The sequence below is a fragment of the Clostridia bacterium genome (assembly GCA_017394805.1).
Lineage (GTDB): Bacteria > Bacillota > Clostridia > Christensenellales > CAG-1252 > RUG14300.
This window is the reverse complement of record JAFPXC010000031.1, coordinates 1-18843: the sequence shown is the minus strand read 5'-3', so window position 1 is coordinate 18843 and position 18843 is coordinate 1. Positions and strand designations below refer to the sequence as shown.

General features: G+C 54.9%; 13 protein-coding genes and 2 tRNA genes. 13 read left to right on the top strand and 2 right to left on the bottom strand.

From position 1 onward, the window contains the following. Nucleotides 1–28: 28 nt before the first annotated feature. From ispG to II896_07510, 12 genes are all read left to right on the top strand, one after another. Nucleotides 29–1066, top strand: coding sequence for a flavodoxin-dependent (E)-4-hydroxy-3-methylbut-2-enyl-diphosphate synthase (gene ispG / locus II896_07565; protein ID MBQ4444492.1), 1038 nt, complete (start codon nucleotides 29–31; stop codon nucleotides 1064–1066). Next, nucleotides 1059–2573 (top strand): hypothetical protein, encoded by a 1515-nt coding sequence (locus II896_07560; GenBank protein MBQ4444491.1) that lies wholly within the window; start codon nucleotides 1059–1061, stop codon nucleotides 2571–2573. The genes ispG and II896_07560 overlap by 8 nt, the downstream gene beginning before the upstream one ends. 157 nt (nucleotides 2574–2730) lie before the next feature. Further along, a complete protein-coding gene (locus tag II896_07555) occupies nucleotides 2731–5838 on the top strand; it encodes an isoleucine--tRNA ligase (protein MBQ4444490.1) in 3108 nt (1035 codons plus the stop codon). Continuing rightward, the gene (locus II896_07550; protein ID MBQ4444489.1) at nucleotides 5835–6698 is read left to right on the top strand and encodes a class I SAM-dependent methyltransferase; all 864 of its coding nucleotides are present in this window, start codon (nucleotides 5835–5837) and stop codon (nucleotides 6696–6698) included. Before II896_07555 ends, II896_07550 begins: the two co-directional genes overlap by 4 nt. Before the next feature lie 2 nt (nucleotides 6699–6700). Further along, nucleotides 6701–7477, top strand: a complete 777-nt coding sequence (locus II896_07545) for an RluA family pseudouridine synthase (GenBank protein MBQ4444488.1) — start codon at nucleotides 6701–6703, stop codon at nucleotides 7475–7477. Between the two features lie 147 nt (nucleotides 7478–7624). Next, nucleotides 7625–7699 (top strand) — tRNA-Glu (locus tag II896_07540). A gap of 595 nt (nucleotides 7700–8294) precedes the next feature. Then, nucleotides 8295–8642, top strand: coding sequence for a type II toxin-antitoxin system PemK/MazF family toxin (locus II896_07535; GenBank protein ID MBQ4444487.1), 348 nt, complete (start codon nucleotides 8295–8297; stop codon nucleotides 8640–8642). A 163-nt stretch (nucleotides 8643–8805) separates the two neighbouring features. Further along, nucleotides 8806–9864 (top strand): type IV pilus twitching motility protein PilT, encoded by a 1059-nt coding sequence (locus tag II896_07530; protein ID MBQ4444486.1) that lies wholly within the window; start codon nucleotides 8806–8808, stop codon nucleotides 9862–9864. 14 nt (nucleotides 9865–9878) lie between these two features. Continuing rightward, nucleotides 9879–10658 (top strand): leucine-rich repeat domain-containing protein, encoded by a 780-nt coding sequence (locus tag II896_07525; protein ID MBQ4444485.1) that lies wholly within the window; start codon nucleotides 9879–9881, stop codon nucleotides 10656–10658. A gap of 12 nt (nucleotides 10659–10670) precedes the next feature. Beyond that, complete coding sequence (locus tag II896_07520) at nucleotides 10671–12431, top strand: MFS transporter (protein ID MBQ4444484.1); 1761 nt, start codon at nucleotides 10671–10673, stop codon at nucleotides 12429–12431. 86 nt (nucleotides 12432–12517) lie between these two features. Next, a complete protein-coding gene (locus II896_07515) occupies nucleotides 12518–14404 on the top strand; it encodes an ATP-binding cassette domain-containing protein (protein ID MBQ4444483.1) in 1887 nt (628 codons plus the stop codon). Further along, a complete protein-coding gene (locus tag II896_07510) occupies nucleotides 14397–16604 on the top strand; it encodes an ABC transporter ATP-binding protein (GenBank protein ID MBQ4444482.1) in 2208 nt (735 codons plus the stop codon). Before II896_07515 ends, II896_07510 begins: the two co-directional genes overlap by 8 nt. A gap of 113 nt (nucleotides 16605–16717) precedes the next feature. Here II896_07510 and II896_07505 read toward each other — a convergent pair whose 3' ends face one another. Next, entirely contained in the window at nucleotides 16718–17428 is a 711-nt protein-coding gene (locus tag II896_07505) for an RNA methyltransferase (GenBank protein ID MBQ4444481.1), read from the bottom strand. 8 nt (nucleotides 17429–17436) lie between these two features. Continuing rightward, on the bottom strand, nucleotides 17437–18309 hold the full coding sequence (locus tag II896_07500) for a radical SAM protein (protein MBQ4444480.1): 873 nt from the start codon (nucleotides 18307–18309) through the stop codon (nucleotides 17437–17439). 129 nt (nucleotides 18310–18438) lie between these two features. Between II896_07500 and II896_07495 the strand changes: the two genes are divergently transcribed. Then, a tRNA-Leu gene (locus tag II896_07495) sits at nucleotides 18439–18522 on the top strand. Nucleotides 18523–18843: the final 321 nt, after the last annotated feature.

Genomic DNA, 18843 nt, shown 5'->3' with positions numbered 1-18843 from the left:
GCTTTGCATTATCATCGGAGAAAGACGAATGACGAGAAGATTCGATATCAAGACCGTACCCATAGGCGGGGGCGCCCCCGTTACCGTGCAGAGTATGACCAATACCCGCACGGCGGACTTTGACGCCACCTTGTCCCAAGTCAATCGTCTGTACCGAGCTGGCGCGGATATCGTCCGCGTGACGCTCAACGAACGCGGGGCGGTGGAGTCTTTCCGCAGGCTGTGCGCCGAGAGCCCCGTGCCCATCGTGGCGGACATTCATTTCGACTATCGGCTGGCGTTGGCCGCCGTAGAGGCGGGCGCGGCCAAGGTGCGCGTCAACCCCGGCAATCTGCAAGGGGAAGATCACGTCAAGGCGGTGGCCGAAGCGTGCGTCGCCAAAGGCATAGGCGTGCGTATAGGCGTCAACGCAGGCTCTTTGCCCACCGATGCTACGGGCGATACCCTTGCCGAGAAAATGGTAACGGTCGCCCTCGACGAGGCGCGCCAGTTTGAAAAATACGGATTGAAAGATATTTGCCTGTCCGTCAAATCTTCTAACGCCAAGACTACGTTCGACGCCTATATGGCGCTCCACGACCGCGCGGATTATCCCTTGCACTTGGGCGTTACCGAGGCGGGCGCGGGCGAGTCGGCCTTGGCCAAGTCCTATTCGGCCATCGGCGGCTTGCTCTTGTCGGGCGTGGGCGATACCATTCGCGTGAGCCTGACGGCCGACCCCGTCGAAGAGGTCAAAGCGGGCGTCGAATTGTTGCGTGCGGTGGGGCTTAGGCGCGATTTCGTCAACGTCATTTCCTGCCCGACGTGCGGCAGGACGGAGTTCGACGTGGTGGCGGTAGCCGCCCAAGTGCGCGACCTTACCAAGGATATCCGCAAGCCCTTGACTGTGGCCGTGATGGGTTGCGTGGTCAATGGCTTGGGCGAGGGCAAAGAGGCCGACCTCGGCATTGCGGGCGGCCGCGAAAGATCCGTGCTGTTCGTCAAAGGCGAAAAGGTGGGCACAGTCGACAACGCCGACGTGCTCGTTACCTTGCGGCGCTATATCGAGGAGATGACCAATGGATAGATTTTCTTCTCTGTTTTACGCCTTTACCGAAGGTAAATACGACTACTTGCGCATCAAAAACGTGGACGTCAACACCGAGACGCGGACGGCCAACGTCTATATCTACGTGCGCGACGACAAGTACGAGAATTTCGACAACGCGGTCATCAAAGACCTGCGCGCGTTCTTCGGTCAAATCGTCAAAAAAGTCACGTTCAATTTCCATTTCGAGCGCCTGTTGGTCAGCGCGGACTTGGTTCAAAGACGGTTGACCGAATACGTCGCCGTCACCTTTCCCTTTATCGCTGCCAACGTCATGATGGACACGGTGGACGTGCAGGTGACGTCCGACCGCATCGAGTGCACGGTGTATATGCCCCAATCCATCAAGCAATACGCCGAGGAGAGGGGGTTCGTGCGAGCGGTCGAGACCGACTTGACGGACGCATTCATTATGCCCGCGAAGGTCGAGATAGAGGTGACGGACGCGGTGGTCGAGGAAGAGCAGGCCGACAATTCGTCCGCGCTGTTTACCGTCGTACCCGTGGCGGATATCAAGTATTTGTGCGGCGTCAAGAGCGAATACAGCCGCTTGCCCTTGATGATTCACTATGTGCGTCAGGCACAGGAACGCGCGGCCGTGTGTGGAGAATTGAGCGATATTCGCGTCAAGGAATACGAGCCGCAAGAGCCCAAGGAAGGCGAGGAGACAAAGCGCCGCTTCTACAAATATCACTATACGTTCGTGCTCAACGACGGCACGGACAGCATGCGCGTACTGTTCAATACAAACGACGAAAAGTGCCCCCTGCAGTCGGTGACGGACGGACAATTCCTGGTGCGCGGCAGGGTGTTCTACAACGAACGCACCGAGTCCTTCAACGTCTTTGCCAAAACCGTCTATCGTTGCACGATAGACAAGGCCAAAGTCGCCGAGTTGCTGAAGCCCTTGCCCCCGCCCGCGCGGTACCGCGTCGAGCCGCAGGCGGTGGAAGACACGACCGAATTGGTGCAGTTGTCTTTCGCCATGGACGGCGAAACGGGCGGCGTGAAGCGGCTACAGGGCGAGCACGTATTTTTGTACATTCGTTCGCTGTCCAAGGACAAGTTGCAGCCCTACGAACTGTGCGCGTTGCACACCGTAGGCGGCAAGCCCGTCGACCGCTATACGACCTACGTCTATCAATCGGATTTGTTGGAAATCGACGTGGCCATCAAGTCGGCGGTGGCTATCGCGCCGCGCATATCCGATTTGGTGCCCGACCTCGTCAAGTATTTCGAGGGCAAGACCGTAGTCACTCTGCATTTGGAAAAAACGCAGCGTTACCTCGCGGAGATCGCCGAGGCGTTGCGGTATGCGTTCGACTGCGATTGGGCGGACGCCGATATGCTGCTCAAAAAGGGCAAGGAAACGCTGACTTTCGCCAAAGCGTGCCGCGCCCGCCACGTGGAGATTGCCTCGGACAGCGCCTATTCTCACGCCAAAGCGTTATTCGAACTGTATCTCGCCGAAAAGGGTATCGGTTGATTTTCGTTGAAACCACGTCGAATTGCGGTTTATTACGCGCTTCGGGCGCGTTTTTCGTTCAATTTGCGTTTGCGTGTGGGCATATTGGCGTTTTACGCTTGACTTGCGCCTATAAAAGTTTTATCATATAAATATTCTATTTATAATGGAGAAAACTATGTACGACAAAGTAGACACTTCACTCGACTTTTGCTCGCGTGAAAAAGACATCATCGAGTTTTGGAAAGAGAACGACGTCTTCAAAAAGAGCGTCCGACAAAACGAAGGCAAGCCCGAATACGGCTTTTACGACGGGCCTCCCACGGCCAACGGCAAGCCGCATATCGGCCATATTTTGACGCGCGTCATGAAGGATATCATTCCCCGCTACCGCACGATGAAGGGCTACCACGTCGAACGAAAAGCGGGTTGGGATACGCACGGTTTGCCTGTGGAACTCGAGGTGGAAAAGGCCTTGGGCATCGACGGCAAGCAGGAGATCGAGCGCTACGGCATCGAGCCGTTTATCAAGAAGTGCAAAGAGAGCGTCTGGAAGTACAAGAACGAGTGGGAGCGCATGAGCGAACGCGTCGGTTATTGGGCGGACATGGACAATCCCTACGTCACCTACGAGGACAATTATATCGAGTCGGTGTGGTGGGCGGTCAAGCAGATCGACCAAAAGGGTATGCTCTACAAGGGGCACAAGATCGTTCCCTATTGCCCCCGTTGCGGCACCGCCATCAGTTCGCACGAAGTGGCGCAGGGCTACAAAGACGTGGAGGAACGCTCGGTGTACGTGCGTTTCGCCGTCAAGGGAGAGGAGAACGTCTACTTCCTCGCTTGGACGACCACGCCGTGGACGTTGCCCAGCAACGTGGCTCTGTGTATGCACGCCGACATCGACTACGTGCGCATTCATACCGAAGCGTGCGATTATATTCTCGCCGAGGCCTTGGTCGGCTCGCTGTTCGAAGAGGGTAGTTATACCGTCGTGGACAAGCGCAAAGGCAAGGACTACGAGTATGCCGAGTACGAGCCTTTGTTCCCCTACTACAAGGGGAGCGAAAAGGCGTTCTTCGTCACCAACGCCGACTACGTCACCACGACGGACGGCACGGGCATCGTGCATATCGCGCCCGCCTTCGGCGAGGACGACAGCAAGGTGGGCCGTCAATACAACCTGCCTTTCGTCAAATTCGTGGACGAAGCGGGCAAGTTGACCGCAGAAGTCACCGAATACGCGGGTATGTTCGTCAAAGACGCCGACAAGTTCATCATCAAGGACTTGCGCGCCTCGGGCAAATTGGTCAAGGACGCCATGTACAAGCACAGTTATCCCTTCTGCTGGCGCTGTGACACTCCGCTCATCTATTACGCCCGTAGCGGTTGGTTCATTCGCATGAGCGACGTGAGGGACAAATTGGTCGCCAACAACGATACCGTCAATTGGATGCCCCCCACCATCGGCTCGGGGCGTATGGGCAACTTCCTCGAGAACGCCATGGATTGGGCGGTATCGCGCGAGCGCTATTGGGGCACGCCCCTTCCGGTGTGGATCTGCGACAAGTGCGGCAAGAAGCACGTCGTGGGTTCGCGCGAGGAGTTGCGCACCTTGGGCGGTCTTCAAAAGGATATCGAATTGCACCGTCCCTACATCGACCAAGTGACCTGGGGTTGCGAATGCGGCGGCACGATGCGCCGCGTCAAAGAGGTGATGGACTGTTGGTTCGATAGCGGCAGTATGCCTTTCGCCCAACTGCACTATCCCTTCGAAAACAAGGACAAATTCGCGCTGACCTTCCCCACCGATTTCATTTCGGAAGCCGTGGACCAGACGCGCGGTTGGTTCTACACCCTCGAAGCCATCTCGACCTTGCTGTTTGACAAAGCGCCTTTCAAAAATTGTATCGTATTGGGGCACGTCTGCGACAAGGACGGCATCAAGATGAGCAAGCACAAGGGCAACGTCATCGATCCGTGGTCCGTCTTGGACAAGCAGGGCGCGGACGCCGTCAGATGGTATTTCTACACGGCCAGCATGCCTTGGTTGCCTTCGCGCTTCCATCCCGACAACGTCAACGAGTCCCAACGCAAGTTTATGGGCACTTTGTGGAACACCTACGCGTTCTTCGTGCTGTATGCCGATATCGACGGCTTCGATCCCACCCAACACGACCTCGAGAAGTGCAAGTTGGCGCAGATCGATCGTTGGATTCTGTCCCTCTTGAACACCCTCGTCAAAGAGGTTGACCAAGACCTCGACGCCTACAAAATCACCGAGAGCGCCCGCGCCATTCAGGACTTCGTGGACAGCCTCAGCAATTGGTACGTGCGCCGTTCGCGCGAGCGTTATTGGGGCAAGACCATGACCGAGGACAAAGAGGCCGCCTATTGCACTTTGTACCACGTGTTGGTCACCTTGTCCAAGCTGTTGGCACCCTTCACGCCCTTTATGGCCGAGAGCATCTACCGCAATTTGGTGTGCAATTTCGACAAGACCGCGCCCATCAGCGTGCATTTGACCGAATACCCCGCCTATTGCGAGCGTTACGTCGACCGCGCTTTGGAAGAGGATATGGCCTTCGTGGCCGACGCCGTTTTGTTGGGCCGCGCCTGCCGCAACAAGTCCAATATCAAAAACAGGCAACCCCTTGCCACCATCTACCTGTCTTCGGTCTACAAATTGCAGAACGACGGTATGCTGGATATCGCCGCGGACGAGCTCAACGTCAAGCAGGTGGTGCTGTTGGGCGAGGATAACGACCTCGTCACCTACGAGATCAAGCCGCAACTCAAGACTTTGGGCCCCAAATACGGCAAGAATTTGGGCAAAGTACGCGCCTATCTCGCTTCGGCGGGCAAGGAATTGGTCAAGGCCGTTCAGCACGGCAATACCTTCCGCACCGAGTACGAGGGCGTGACCATCGAACTCAACGAGGAGGACTTGCTCATCAATACGTCCAGCAAGGCGGGCTACGTGGCCGAAAGCGACGACCGTATCACGGTGGTGCTGGATACCAACGTCACGCCCGAATTGGTGGAGGAGGGCATCGAGCGCGAACTCATCAGCAAGATTCAGAATATGCGCAAAGAGGCGGGCTTCGAAGTTGTCGACCATATCCATGTTGGTTTGGTGGCTGACGAAGCGTTGTTTGCCATCGCCAAGCGCGGCAAGTTGGCCGCCGTGGTGTTGGCCGATGTCGTGGATGACCGTCTCGACGGCTACGAGAAGCAATTCGACGTGGCGGGTTACGACGTCACCGTATCGGTCGCCAAGGTATGAAACAGGCCACCGATTGGCAAGATTATCAAGTCATAGCCACGGGCGACGGACTGAAACTCGAACGGTGGGGCAAGGACGTCTATCTCTTGCGCCCCGATCCGCAGGTCATTTGGCACCAGCGGCAGGACCTCGAGCGCTTCCCCAAATTGTCCGCACGGTACGTCGCCGAGGGCAAAATAGGGGAGAAGTGGGAGATCATTCGCCCCATACCCGACAGTTTCAACGTATCTTGGCGCAATTTGCGCTTTTCGCTCAAACTGACCAAGGGCTTCAAACACACGGGACTATTTCCCGAGCAGGCCGTCAATTGGGACAGGATGGGCCAATTGATACGCGGGGCCGGGCGGAGCGTCAACGTCCTCAATTTGTTCGCCTATACGGGCGGTGCGACTTTGGCTTGCCTCGAAGCTGGGGCCTCGGTGACGCACGTGGACGCGGCCACGGCCATGGTGGCACGCGCCAAAGAAAACGCCGCGTTGAGCGGATTGTCCGACAAGCCTTGCCGCTATATCATCGACGACTGTATCAAGTTCGTCCAACGGGAGATACGCCGAGGCAAGCGGTATGACGCCATCATTATGGATCCGCCCAGCTTCGGCAGAGGGCCTTCGGGTGAACTGTGGAAGATAGAGCAGCAACTCGACGACTTGCTCACGCTCACCGAGGGCGTGCTGTCGGATACGCCTCTCTTTTTCCACATCAATTCGTACACGACGGGTTTGCAACCCACGGTTATCAAAAATCTTCTCAATCTACACTTTGCCCAAAAAGGGGGCGTCGCCACGGCGTACGAAGTGACGTTGCCCACCCTGGAAGGCATAGACCTACCCTGCGGATGCAGCGGACTGATGACGTTTTGACTATGAATTATACTTACGACAAACTCAATATCGTCTACGAAGACAATCATTTGCTCGTAGTGGTCAAGCCGCAAGGCGTGCCTTCGCAAGAGGACAAGTCGGGCGACGCGGATATGCTCACGCTGCTCAAGCAGTACCTCAAAGAGAAGTACAACAAGCCCGGCAACGTCTACTTGGGGCTGGTGCACCGTCTCGATCGTCCCACGGGCGGCGTGATGGTCTTTGCCAAGACGGACAAGGCGGCTTCGCGTTTGTCGGACAGCATCAAATGCGACGAGTTCGAGAAGAAATATTTGACCGTGGTCGTAGGCGAGCCCAAAGAGAAGAACGGCAGATTGGAAGACTACTTGTACAAATACGAGAATCTCAATATCGTCAAAGTAGTGCCCGCCGCCACCCAAGGCGCCAAGCGCTCGGTTTTGGCGTACAACACCTTGGCCACCAAGACCGTTTCGTACGGGCCGACCGAGGGAGAAGGGGAGTCCGCCACGCAAAAGAGCGCCAAGTTCAGCCTGCTCAAAGTGCAGTTGGAGACGGGGCGCAGCCATCAAATTCGCGTGCAGTTGGCCAATATCGGCACGCCTTTGGTCGGCGACGCCAAGTACGGCGTGATGAAGTCCAAAAACGCCACGCCTTTGGCCTTGTGGGCCTACGAACTCAAGTTCCCCCATCCCGTCACCAAGGATTTGATGATGTTTCGGGTGTATCCCGACGTCACTACGCCGCCTTGGTCTTGGTTTGACGTGGACGGCATACTCAAAGTGACCATTCGCGATTAGTTTTGCGCGAAACGTGCGGCGAGCGATAAGTAATACTTATATTAAGGCCGCCGCCTATTTGTTATAAAAATACAAAACCTACATTTAGTAGGCGCAGTTGCTTGCCAATTTTTTGTCGTTGGGCTATAATAGATATGTTAAAAATATGCCTCGTTGGTCAAGCGGTCAAGACGTAGCCCTCTCAAGGCTGAATCGGGGGTTCGATTCCCCCACGAGGTACCAACTTATACGCGTGAGTTTGTCAATGGACGGGCTTGCGCGTTCTTTTTTCGAAATAGCGACCGAAGAGCAAGGCGTTCCGCATTTGTTCGTCGCGGTTATTTGCGATAATTCGCTCGTTACAGTCGAAAGGGAAGGTACATTGACGCGTCCATCGTGATGCGTAGCGCACGAAAAAACCGTCGGAAAACGCATTCCCGACGGCTTCGATTGGTGTATCCGCAATGCCGTATCCACAACTGACCAAAACCCGCTAATGGCAGGGTGGTGGGCTATCTCGAGCTATCTGCCTTCCACTGCTACTCATTGAGTAAATTACTGAGGCCTGACATCGGCTCGTCGTGTCGCCCTCCGAATATTGATTTGGGATTGTGACAAAGCCGTTTCTCGTACACCGCAGGTACATCTATACTATACCATGCCCTCGTGCAAATTGCAATACCATAAATAAAATCTTAATAAAGATACGTTTTGTATACCAACGGTACGTCCCCGCCTATTTCGTCCATCGCGGTATACGACGCCTTTCCTTCGTCCATACTCATAGCAAACAGGTGCCTTCGTTTCATACAATGTACAAACGAAGGATGAGGTGCGTATGGTCAAGAGAGGAGATATATATTATGCCGACCTTAGCCCCGTCGTGGGCAGCGAGCAGGGCGGAGTGCGCCCCGTGCTAATCGTGCAGAACGATATCGGCAATCGCTATTCGCCGACGGTCATCGCCGCGGCCGTGACGTCGAGGCTCGGCAAGACCAAACTGCCGACGCATATCGAGATATCCTCGGGCGTGGGCGGATTGGATAAGGACTCGGTGGTGCTTCTCGAGCAGATCCGCACGCTCGACAAACGCCGCCTGCGCGAAAAAATCGGCGAATTGTCAGGCGAGGAAATGCGCGCCGTCAACCAAGGCCTTTTGATCAGTCTGGGTTTCTTCGCCGATTGAACCCGTTGCGTTACGGTAATAGGATAATTCGTTATCAAACGGAATGCCCCTTCGCGGGCTATTTTTTTGTCGTTCGGGCGGCAGGAAAAGTCAAAAAGGATATTGAAAAATTAATATTTATATGATATTATTATAATATCTACCTAATCTTGGAGGATTGTCAATGGACTATTCTATGAAAGACTTGTTGCGTGCGAGCATCACCTACAAGGCGTCCGACTTGCACATTACCGTGGGCGTTCCGCCTATGTTCCGTATCAACGGCACTTTCAAAAAATATCCCAAAGAGCCGCTGACGGGCGAGGACTCCGCCAACCTGATCGGCTCCATCATGAGCCCCGACCAAAAGGATAGATTGCAAAAGGTGGGCGAGGTGGACTTCAGTATCGCTTTTGGCGGTTTCCGCTTCCGTGTCAACGCCTATTCGCAAAAGGGATTTATGGCGGCGGCTTTGCGTATGATCAACAACACCATGCGTTCCTTCGCCGAGTTGGGCTTGCCCGACACCTTCCGTCAGTTGTGTATGAAGACGAGAGGTCTCATCTTGGTCACGGGGCCTACCGGCAGCGGTAAGTCCACCACGTTGGCCAGCATGATCGACTACATCAATATCAATCGCTCGGCGCATATCATCACCATCGAGGATCCTATCGAATATTTCCATTCGCACAAGAAGTCCATCGTCAACCAACGCGAGATCGGGCAGGATACGCGCTCCTTCGGCGACGCGCTGCGTGCGGCTTTGCGTCAGGACCCCGACATTATTCAGGTAGGTGAGATGCGTGACCTCGTCACCATTTCCACCGCGTTGACCGCCGCCGAGACGGGCCACTTAGTGCTGTCTACTTTGCACACCAACAACGCCGCCAACACCATCGACCGTATCGTGGACGTGTTCCCCTCGCACCAGCAGGGGCAGATCCGCTATCAGTTGTCCAACGTTTTGGTGGCCGTCATTTCTCAGCAACTCTTGGTGCGCAAAGACGGCACGGGGCGCGTGGCCGCCTTGGAAGTCTTGTTGCAGCACTCGTCCATTTCCGCGCTTATCCGCGAGGGCAAGACGCACCAGATCGACAACGCCATTCACACCAATACCAATCTGGGTATGTGCTTGATGGATCGTTCGCTCGCCAATCTGTACAAGCAGGGCGTCGTGGATTACAACGAGGCCTATTCTCATTGTATCGATCCCAAGGATTTCAAACTCAAAGCTTCCGAGTAGGAGGGTAGCATAGTATGAAGAAAATCATCGTAGCATTGCTCGTCATGGCGATTTTGGCCTCGCTGTCGGTCGGCCTGTTCGGTTGCGCCGACGAGGACAAATCGATTACTTCGGGCGATTGGAAGTATATCGAATTGGAGGACGGCACCATATCCCTCGTTTCGTACGTCGGCACCGCCTCCGCCGTAGTAGTCCCGCTCGCCGTGGACGGCAAAACCGTTTCGCAAATCGAGCAGGGCTTGTTCCTCAGCGTCAACGACGGCTCTTCGAGCCGCAGAATGCGCGAGGTGTACCAAAACAACGAGCTCGTGCGTTCGGTCACGTTCGCCGCGCCCATCAAGGAAATTCCCGCGCGTACTTTCTATATGTGCGCCGCGTTGGAATGGGTGGCCTTGCCCGATACGTGCGAGTCCATCGGCGACTTCGCCTTTTACGGTTGTTCGTCCTTGACCGCCATCGAATTGCCCACCGCCTGCAAGGCGATAGGCGCTTATTGCTTCCGCCAATGTGAGAAACTCCAAAACGTCTATATCCACAATGCGGTGGACGCTACGTTGCCCCCGAAGCTCGGCGACAAATGCTTCTTCATGGTCAATAACGGCTCGTCCAAGGACGATCAATACTACGTCATTCCCGATTTGAAGATATGGGTGGACAATATTTCGGTCTTTGACGAGAACGTCATCAAGGAAGAACGCAAAAAGAGTCACACCAACGACTACAAATATTGGTTGGACTATATGCCCGACGAGGACCACAAGGACCGCAATTACATATTTGCGGCGAATCACTAAGGGGGGTAGCGCATGGAAAACACAACGCAAGCGATAGAAGTCAAAACCTACTCCCGTAAGGAGCGGAACGCCTTCCTCATCGGTTTGATGGGGCAGAATATGATGTACAACGTGGTCGGCAGTTGCTTGATGTACTTCTTGCAGTTCACCGTGCTGTTGCCCGCCATGACCGTGTCTACCATCTTCACCATCGCGCGTATCTTCGACGCCCTCAACGATCCCATCATGGGCACGGTGGTCGACCGCACGCGTACCAAGTGGGGCAAGTGCATACCCTATCTGCGTATCATACCCATTCCCGTCATGGTCATCTCCATTTTGTGCTACGTGTCCTTCGGTTTCTACGGGGACGGCAGCAAGGCGTTGGACGTCGGTATGACCATTTGGGCGGCCGTGACGTACATACTGTGGGGTATGATCTACACCATCGGCGACATTCCTCTTTGGGGCGTCACCAGCTTGATGACCGAGAGCGAGAAAGACCGCAACAAGATATTGACGGCCGCGCGTATCGTGGCGGCCATCGGCGGCGGCGCGGTCATGCTGAGTATGCAGTCCATGGCCTTGGGCTTGGGCGGCACCTTGTCTTCCGCTTTGCACATTTCCGCGATGGAAGGCGAGAAGTACGGCTTCCTTTTGACGGCGGCCATTATTTCGGTCGTAGGCACGGCTTTGTTCCTCTTTACGGGCTTCGGCGTCAAGGAACACGTGGCGTCCACCACCAAGAAGACCTCGCTCAAGGAGAACGTGAGCATCATCGTGCACAACAAGCCCTATATGCAGATACTCATTTCGGGCATTTTGGGCAGCACCAAGATGATCATCGCCATCGTCGCCATGACCTTGGTCACCTATTACTATGCGTCCAAAGACGCGCTCTTGGCTATGGTGTACCTCGTCCTATTGGGAGGCGGCTTCTTCATCGGCCAATTCGTCTTTATGGGCGTGACGGGCGCACTCAACAAGAAGTTCAGCAAAAAAACGCTGTATAATTGGTCGAACATCATCAGCATCATTCCCTATCTCGCCATCTTCGGCGCGTACGCACTGGATCCGCACCACCTCAACGATGCTTGGTGGTTGGTGGTGTGCTTCGTGCTCTTCTTCATCGCGGGCGGCTCCAACGGTATCACCACCGTGTTGCAGTCCCAGATGATCGCCGACTGCGTCAACTACGAGGAGTACCAGAGCGGCAGACGGCCCGACGCGTTGTTCTTCTCGGGGCAGACCTTCCTCGTCAAGTTGCAGAACGGTTTGGCCACCATCTTTTGCGGTATCGCCTACACCGTCGTGCACTTCTCGGACAGCCGTGTGGCCGAGGTCAACGCCTTTATTTCGGCGGGCGGTATACCCAGACTTTCCACCGAGTACGGCAGTTTTATGATGATATTGTTCTTCGTCATATCCATTCCGCCTGCCGTGGGATGCTTGCTGACCATCATTCCCACTTGGAAATACGCTCTCAACGATAAAGAGCACGCCCGCATCCTCAACGTGCTGGTCAAAATGCGTGCGCGTATCGAGCAACTCAACGCAATGGGCGTGACCGAAATAGACCGCAAGGCCATCATCGCCGAGATAGAGTCGGGCGTCGAGTACGCGGACACCGAGGTAGCGAACGTCGAAGAGGAGATAACCGCAGAAACGCCTCCCGATGCGGAAGCGGACGACTTGGAAACGTCTTCCGAAGAGAGCGAAATCGAAGAAACCATCGTAGCGCAACCGACCGAGGAAGTCGCCGCAGACGACGACGGAACGGACGACAAAGACTAAACGAATGATTTGGACAACTGCGGTTGTCCAAATTGTATGTAAACGCCCCCCAAAAAAAGGGCAAATAACGCACAAGGAACAGAATTATGACCAACGAACCGTTACTCAAAGCCGAGGGAATATCCAAGATATATTCGCAAGGCGCTTTGGCCGTGGGCTTGCACCGCTTTTCGGCCGCTTTTCATCGCGGAGAGTTCGTCGCCATCACGGGCAGTTCGGGCAGCGGCAAGTCAACCTTGCTCAATATTTTATCCGGATTGGACAGTTACGACGAGGGCGAACTCTATTTTCGCGGCGAGCCGACTTCGCACTACACCGAAGAGGACAGAGCGGCCTATCGCAAGGACAACGTGGCCTTTATCTTCCAGGATTACAACATTTTGGACAGTTATACCGTCTATCAAAATATCGAATTGGCGCTTCTCTACAGTATGCCCGACCCCGTCGAACGCAAAGCGCGTATACAAAAACTCATCGACGCCGTTGGCTTGACGGGCAGAGAAAAACAGCGTTGCAGTAAGTTGTCGGGCGGGCAGAAACAGCGCGTGAGCATTGCGCGGGCTTTGGCCAAGGATGCGCCCATCCTCTTCGCGGACGAGCCGTGCGGCAACCTCGACAGCACGATGACCGACGAAGTGATGAAGTTGCTACACGATTTGAGCCAAGACAAATTGGTCATCATCGTCACGCACTCCTACGACGAGGTGGCGCCTTACGCTACGCGTAAGATACGCCTTGCCGACGGCGAACTCGTAGAGGACCAAGTCTTCCGCGAGGTGGACTTGCCCGCCGAGGACGTTCCGCCCGCCGCCATCACCAAAAAGCAGGTGTTCAAAGGCTTGCTGACGGTCGCTGTCAACAATATCAAGGCCACGCCCAAGCGCAGTTTCTTCGGCATTTTCGGCTTGACCATTCTCACGACGATATTCATAGTGGGCGTTTTAGTCGCGCTTAAATTGACCGAATTGCCCGATTTCAACGAATACTATCGCTACGACCTGCAGGTGCAGAAATACGACAAGTCGGCCATCACCGACGAGGAGTTAGCAGATATCGCCGCCGTCAAAGGCGTGAGCGAGGTGTACCGCGACAATATATATCTCAACAAAACCTGCGGTTATTACGTGGCGGGCAACTACGTGCTGACCTATCTCAGACCGTGCACCGATATATCGCAAAGCCGCTTGTACAGCGGTCGTCTGCCCGAGAATGACCGAGAGATCGTCCTATCCGTGCCCGAATCGCGCAAGTATTTGCAGCGTACTTTGCTTGAAACGAGCGTCAAGGTAGACCTGAACGGCAATTACAACGATACCGCGCCCGAGTTTACGGTCGTCGGCGTGGTGGCCGGTGATTCGGCCGCCTACGTGACGGCGGACTTTTTCCGCAAAGACGCGTGTCTCACCGAGAACGCGGACGAATGTCTGACCGTGGTCACCAAGTCGGACGCCGATCTCGCGCGTGTGCGCACGGCCTTGCACGACAATGGATACTGCGTGTTCCACCTCTACGGCGACAAGGCTTCGCAGGGTGTGTCGGGCATTATCAATTTGCTCATCGTGTTGGCGTTGTTCGGCATGATGATCATCGTGTTCCGCATCATCATGGGCAGTTATCGCGCCCTCGAAACGAGCAAACGGCGGGATTATAACATCATGCGCACGGTGGGCTTGCCCAACGGCTTCGTCAAATCCATCTACTACGTCGAAATGGTCATACAAGGTCTCATGGGGTGGGCGTGCGGCGTAGCGCTCACCGTTATCATAGGCTTGGTGTACGGCTTCTCCCTCACGCCCAAGATCACGTACGGTATGCAGGTATTGGGCAAGTTCGGGCTGAATCTCTTGTGGATAGCCGTCGTCGCCTTTCTTGCCGACGTATTCGTTACCATAGGCAACGCCTACCGTTTCAACAAGTATTTCTATCGTCAAACGGTCAAAATGTCGTTGAAGGAGGGCGGAAAACATGATTAAGGTCAATAATATATCCAAATTCTTCTTCAAAGGTAAGCCGAACGAGATCAAGGCGCTCCAAAATATCAACCTCGAGTTGGACGAGGGGCTGGTGATGCTGGTCGGCAAGTCGGGTTGCGGCAAGACTACCTTGCTCAACACGCTGGGCGGCTTGGAAAAGCCCGATTGCGGCTCGGTCACCATCGATGGCACTACCATCACGCGCTATCAATGCGAGCAATGGGACAAATTGCGCAACCGCACCATCGGCTATGTATTTCAAAATTACAATCTCATAGACGAGTTGACCGTCTATCAAAACCTCGAGTTGGTGCTCAAACTGTCGGGCATCGAGCCGCACACCTACAAAGAGCGGATCGAGTACGCTTTGTCGTTGGTTGGCATGGAGAAGTTCGCCAAGCGCACGCCGTCCACCTTGTCGGGTGGGCAGCAACAACGCGTTGGCATCGCCCGTGCCATCGTCAAGGGCGCCAAGGTCATTATTGCGGACGAGCCTACGGGCAATCTGGACGACACCAACACCATCGCGGTGATGGAGTTGCTCAAGGGGTTGAGCAAGCATTGTCTGGTCATCGTGGTGACGCACGAGGAAGACCTCGCCGCCTTCTACGCCGACCGCATAATCCGCATGAAAGACGGCGCCATCGTCGACGATTCGGCCAACCAAGGCACGGGCTCGTTGGAGCACCGAGCCGCCGATCATGTGTATTTGGGGGATATGGCGCGCCGCGAATTCAAGGCGGACGAGATGGACGTCTTGCTGTACGACGACGGCTCCATTCCTCGCTCTAAGGTGTCTATCGTATGCCAAAACGGGCGTATTTTGCTCAAAGTGGACGGGGAGAGCAAGGTGACTTTCGTCACCGAAAACAGCAGCATTAGTCTGGACGAAGGCAAGTACGTCGCACGCCACGTCGAGGACAGCGACCTCGCCATCGACACCGACCTTTTGCAGGCGGGCACGGGCAAGCAAAAACGCATCTTTTCTCTCAAGGACTGCATCGCTACCGTGTTCGGTAATCTCAAAGCGAAGTGGGGTATGCGTCGGCGCAATCCCTATCGCGTTTTGTATCTCACGGGCGTGTTCTTCGTGCTGGCAATGGCCTTGTCCGCTCCTGCGTTTCTCTACAACCGCGACGCCAACGTCGTCGTAGACGACGGCGTCGTCGCCATACGCGGGTCGTATACCCAAGACGCGTTGCCCGCCGATTTGCCGTCGGGCACGGTCGTTCTCAACCGTTCCGTAGACTCGGCGTATATCGACGCGTCCTTCGGCACGCAAAGCCGCTTCATAGACGTGGGCAGCGTCAACAGTATGTGCGTGATGCCCTATTCGGCGGTGGGCGGCACGGCGAAACGTGGGGAAGCGTATATTGATAAACTATTGTACAACCGAATGGTCAACAGCAACTCGTTGGACGGTATCTCGCGCAACGCGGGCGACTTGGTCGGGTTGCAGCTTACCGTTACCGTGTATAAAGGCACCTATTACGAGCCGCTCAACGGTGCGATAGAGGTGGAATCGGTGGATGTGGCCGAGGAGAGCTATGTCCTTGCGGGCGTGGTCAATCGCAATATGCCCGTGTTGTACCTCAGCGACGAGGACTATGCCGCACTGCCTGCCGTGCATTTTTACAATCGGGAAAACAGCGGTATGCACGAGTGCACGTTGCTGTTCAACAAGGACGCGGGGGCGCTTCGCCGCGCGCTCGACAAAAAAGGCTACGCCGTGCAGGACGTCAACGCGCTCAAACGCAAGGCGTTTTACAAAGACGCCGTCTTGCGCAAAATCGTGTATATCGTCCTGGCGGGCGTCGTGATTTTGATACAAATGTTCAGCCTGTACCGCATGGCCAAGAACGACTATATCAACAAGCAGAAATTATATTCGCAATACCGTTCCATCGGCGTGTCCCGCGGCGCGATATACGGCAAGATCAGCCTCGAATCGGGCTTGACGTGTATGTGCACGGCTATGCGCGGCTGGCTCATCAGTTCCTTCATCGTGATACTGATCTCCAATCTGCAAATCGTCAAAAATTTGACCTTGATGGGCGTGGTCTTGTTCTACTATCCCGTTTGGTTTGCCTTGGTGTGCGGCGCGTTTATGGTGATACTCTCGCAGATCGTCAATATGATGGCGCCCTTGGTGCTGTTGTCGCATACGCCGGCCTATTTGATGAGTAAGTACGATATTTAGGGGTTTGCGTGCTCGTTTGGCGTGCAAATCGCGCAACGCATCCATCGTGTAACGAAAAAGCCTTCGTCGTTTGACGAAGGCTTTTGCATAGGTCGCGCTCGCGGCGCGCGTCGTCAATCGTCCGTTTCCGAGAAAAATTGGAATAGGGCGATACTCGCGGCGATGGGCAGGTTGAGGCTGTCCACGTTGGCGGTATGGCGTATGATGACGGGCGTGCCGAGGGACAGGTATTCGTCCGGCAGTCCCGTGGCTTCGTTGCCGAAGACGAGGGTGCAAGGGTAGAGGGGCGTCACCTTTTTCAAGGTCTCGGTGGCTTTGAGCATAAAGGGGTAGAAGTGCCGCTCGCCCGCTTCGCGCCGGTAGTCGGACAGACTGTCATAATACTTGACGCGTAGGTGAAACACCGCGCCCATCGAACTGCGGACGGTCTTGGGGTCGTACAGGTCTACGGCGGGGGCGATGACGGCTACGTCTTCCACGCCGAACGCGGCCGCCGACCGCAGAATGGTGCCCAGATTGCCCGCGTTGGAGGGGTTGACCAACAGCAAATGGTTGGCGCTTTGCACCAACTCAAAGGATTGCTTTTGAAAGTCCGCCAGGACGAAACAATTCTCTTTTTGCGACAAGATATTGAACGCTTTGTCGCTTTGGATGAACGGAATACCGTGCGCCTTGCACAGGGTTTCGTAGGGCGTCACGTCTTTGCATTGAGAGTGATAATAGACCGCGTTGACGATATTCGGGCGGCATTTCAGCAATTCGATGGTAAGGGTAGCGCCCAAGGCGTAACTATTCGGATCTTCTTTTCTGTATCGTTTGACCATATTTACCTCTACTCGCCGTCAAAGGGCGGTACGTACACGTCTGAAGCCGCCGCGGCGTCCTGTACGAAGACGTTGGTGGCGCCCAAGCGGTTGAGCGCGGCCACCACGCGGGTGTATTCCAGCGGAACGAGCGTGCGGTTGATTTCGGGATAGGCCGCCGCGTCGCCCATGGGCACGTACTGACTCATCACGGATAAGTATATACTATCGCCGTATTCGTTGTAAAGTTTTTCGACGATGCGCTTAGACTCCGTGCTCATCGTAGGCAATACGAGGTGGCGCACGACGAGGCCCTTCTTCATCAAGCCGTCTTCTATTACGAGCCTCGGTTGCTGACGGTGCATTTCGGCAATGGCCGCCCACGCGACCGAGGGATAATCCTCTGCGCCCGAGTATTTGGCCGCCACATTGGGGTCGTCGTACTTGTAGTCGGGCAGATACACGTCCACCAACCCTTCCAAGCGTTTTAGCGTTTCCAAGTCGTCGTAGGCCGAGGAGTTGTACACCACGGGGACGGGCGGACGATAGATAGCGAGCGCCCGCTCCACGGCGTAGGCGTAGTGCGACGGGGTGACGAAATTGATATTGTGCGCGCCTTGGTCTACCAAAGAACGCATGGCGTCCGCCAACTCACGATAGGTGTAGGTCTTGCCTACGTGCCTATGGCTGATTTGGTAGTTTTGACAAAATACGCAACGCAGATTGCACCCCGCGAAGAAGATGGTGCCGCTGCCTTTCTCGCCCGAAATGACGGGTTCTTCCCACGGATGCAGTCCCACACGGCTCACGCGCGGCAAAACGCCCACGCCGCATATACCTACACTGGTTGTGCGGTTGACGTTGCATTTGTTGGGGCATTCGTTGCAGATAAAGGTTTCCATCGGTCTCAGTATATCACGGATCTTCTTCTTTTGCAACATACAAAGGTGCGTGCGGTTTCGTAATTTTTTTATCAAGTGCAAATAAAAGATTGACAAACGCCATCGAAATGACTACAATATAGTGGTAATGCGGATGTGGCGGAATAGGTAGACGCGTACGTTTGAGGGGCGTATGGTAACTCCGTATGGGTTCAAGTCCCATCATCCGCACCATGAAAGAAACCTGATTTGTCTACCAAATTAGGTTTTTTTCAGTTATATTCGCCTGCGGCGAGTTATATTGCGTTGCAGTTTTATTCGGCTCACGCCGAGTTATATTGCGCTGCGCGCAGTTTGAGGGCGAATATAATATAACTTTGCGGCGCTGCCGCAAAATATAACTGACCCGAAGGAACAATATCACTGCCACCATCGGTGGCAATATAACTTGATAGATTTGTGTCTTTATGTTATGATCTTTTTGAGGTGATAACCATGGCTGACAGCGTTCTCCGTGATAAATCCAAAGAATTTGCCAAGCAGATCGTTATCCTT

Coding starts and splice junctions, on each gene's coding strand:
- II896_07535 (MBQ4444487.1), top strand. CDS start 8,295: ATGGTCAAGAGAGGAGATATATATTATGCCGACCTTAGCCCCGTCGTG.
- II896_07525 (MBQ4444485.1), top strand. CDS start 9,879: ATGAAGAAAATCATCGTAGCATTGCTCGTCATGGCGATTTTGGCCTCG.
- II896_07500 (MBQ4444480.1), bottom strand. CDS start 18,309: ATGGAAACCTTTATCTGCAACGAATGCCCCAACAAATGCAACGTCAAC.
- II896_07510 (MBQ4444482.1), top strand. CDS start 14,397: ATGATTAAGGTCAATAATATATCCAAATTCTTCTTCAAAGGTAAGCCG.
- II896_07520 (MBQ4444484.1), top strand. CDS start 10,671: ATGGAAAACACAACGCAAGCGATAGAAGTCAAAACCTACTCCCGTAAG.
- ispG (MBQ4444492.1), top strand. CDS start 29: ATGACGAGAAGATTCGATATCAAGACCGTACCCATAGGCGGGGGCGCC.
- II896_07515 (MBQ4444483.1), top strand. CDS start 12,518: ATGACCAACGAACCGTTACTCAAAGCCGAGGGAATATCCAAGATATAT.
- II896_07505 (MBQ4444481.1), bottom strand. CDS start 17,428: ATGGTCAAACGATACAGAAAAGAAGATCCGAATAGTTACGCCTTGGGC.
- II896_07530 (MBQ4444486.1), top strand. CDS start 8,806: ATGGACTATTCTATGAAAGACTTGTTGCGTGCGAGCATCACCTACAAG.
- II896_07560 (MBQ4444491.1), top strand. CDS start 1,059: ATGGATAGATTTTCTTCTCTGTTTTACGCCTTTACCGAAGGTAAATAC.
- II896_07555 (MBQ4444490.1), top strand. CDS start 2,731: ATGTACGACAAAGTAGACACTTCACTCGACTTTTGCTCGCGTGAAAAA.
- II896_07550 (MBQ4444489.1), top strand. CDS start 5,835: ATGAAACAGGCCACCGATTGGCAAGATTATCAAGTCATAGCCACGGGC.
- II896_07545 (MBQ4444488.1), top strand. CDS start 6,701: ATGAATTATACTTACGACAAACTCAATATCGTCTACGAAGACAATCAT.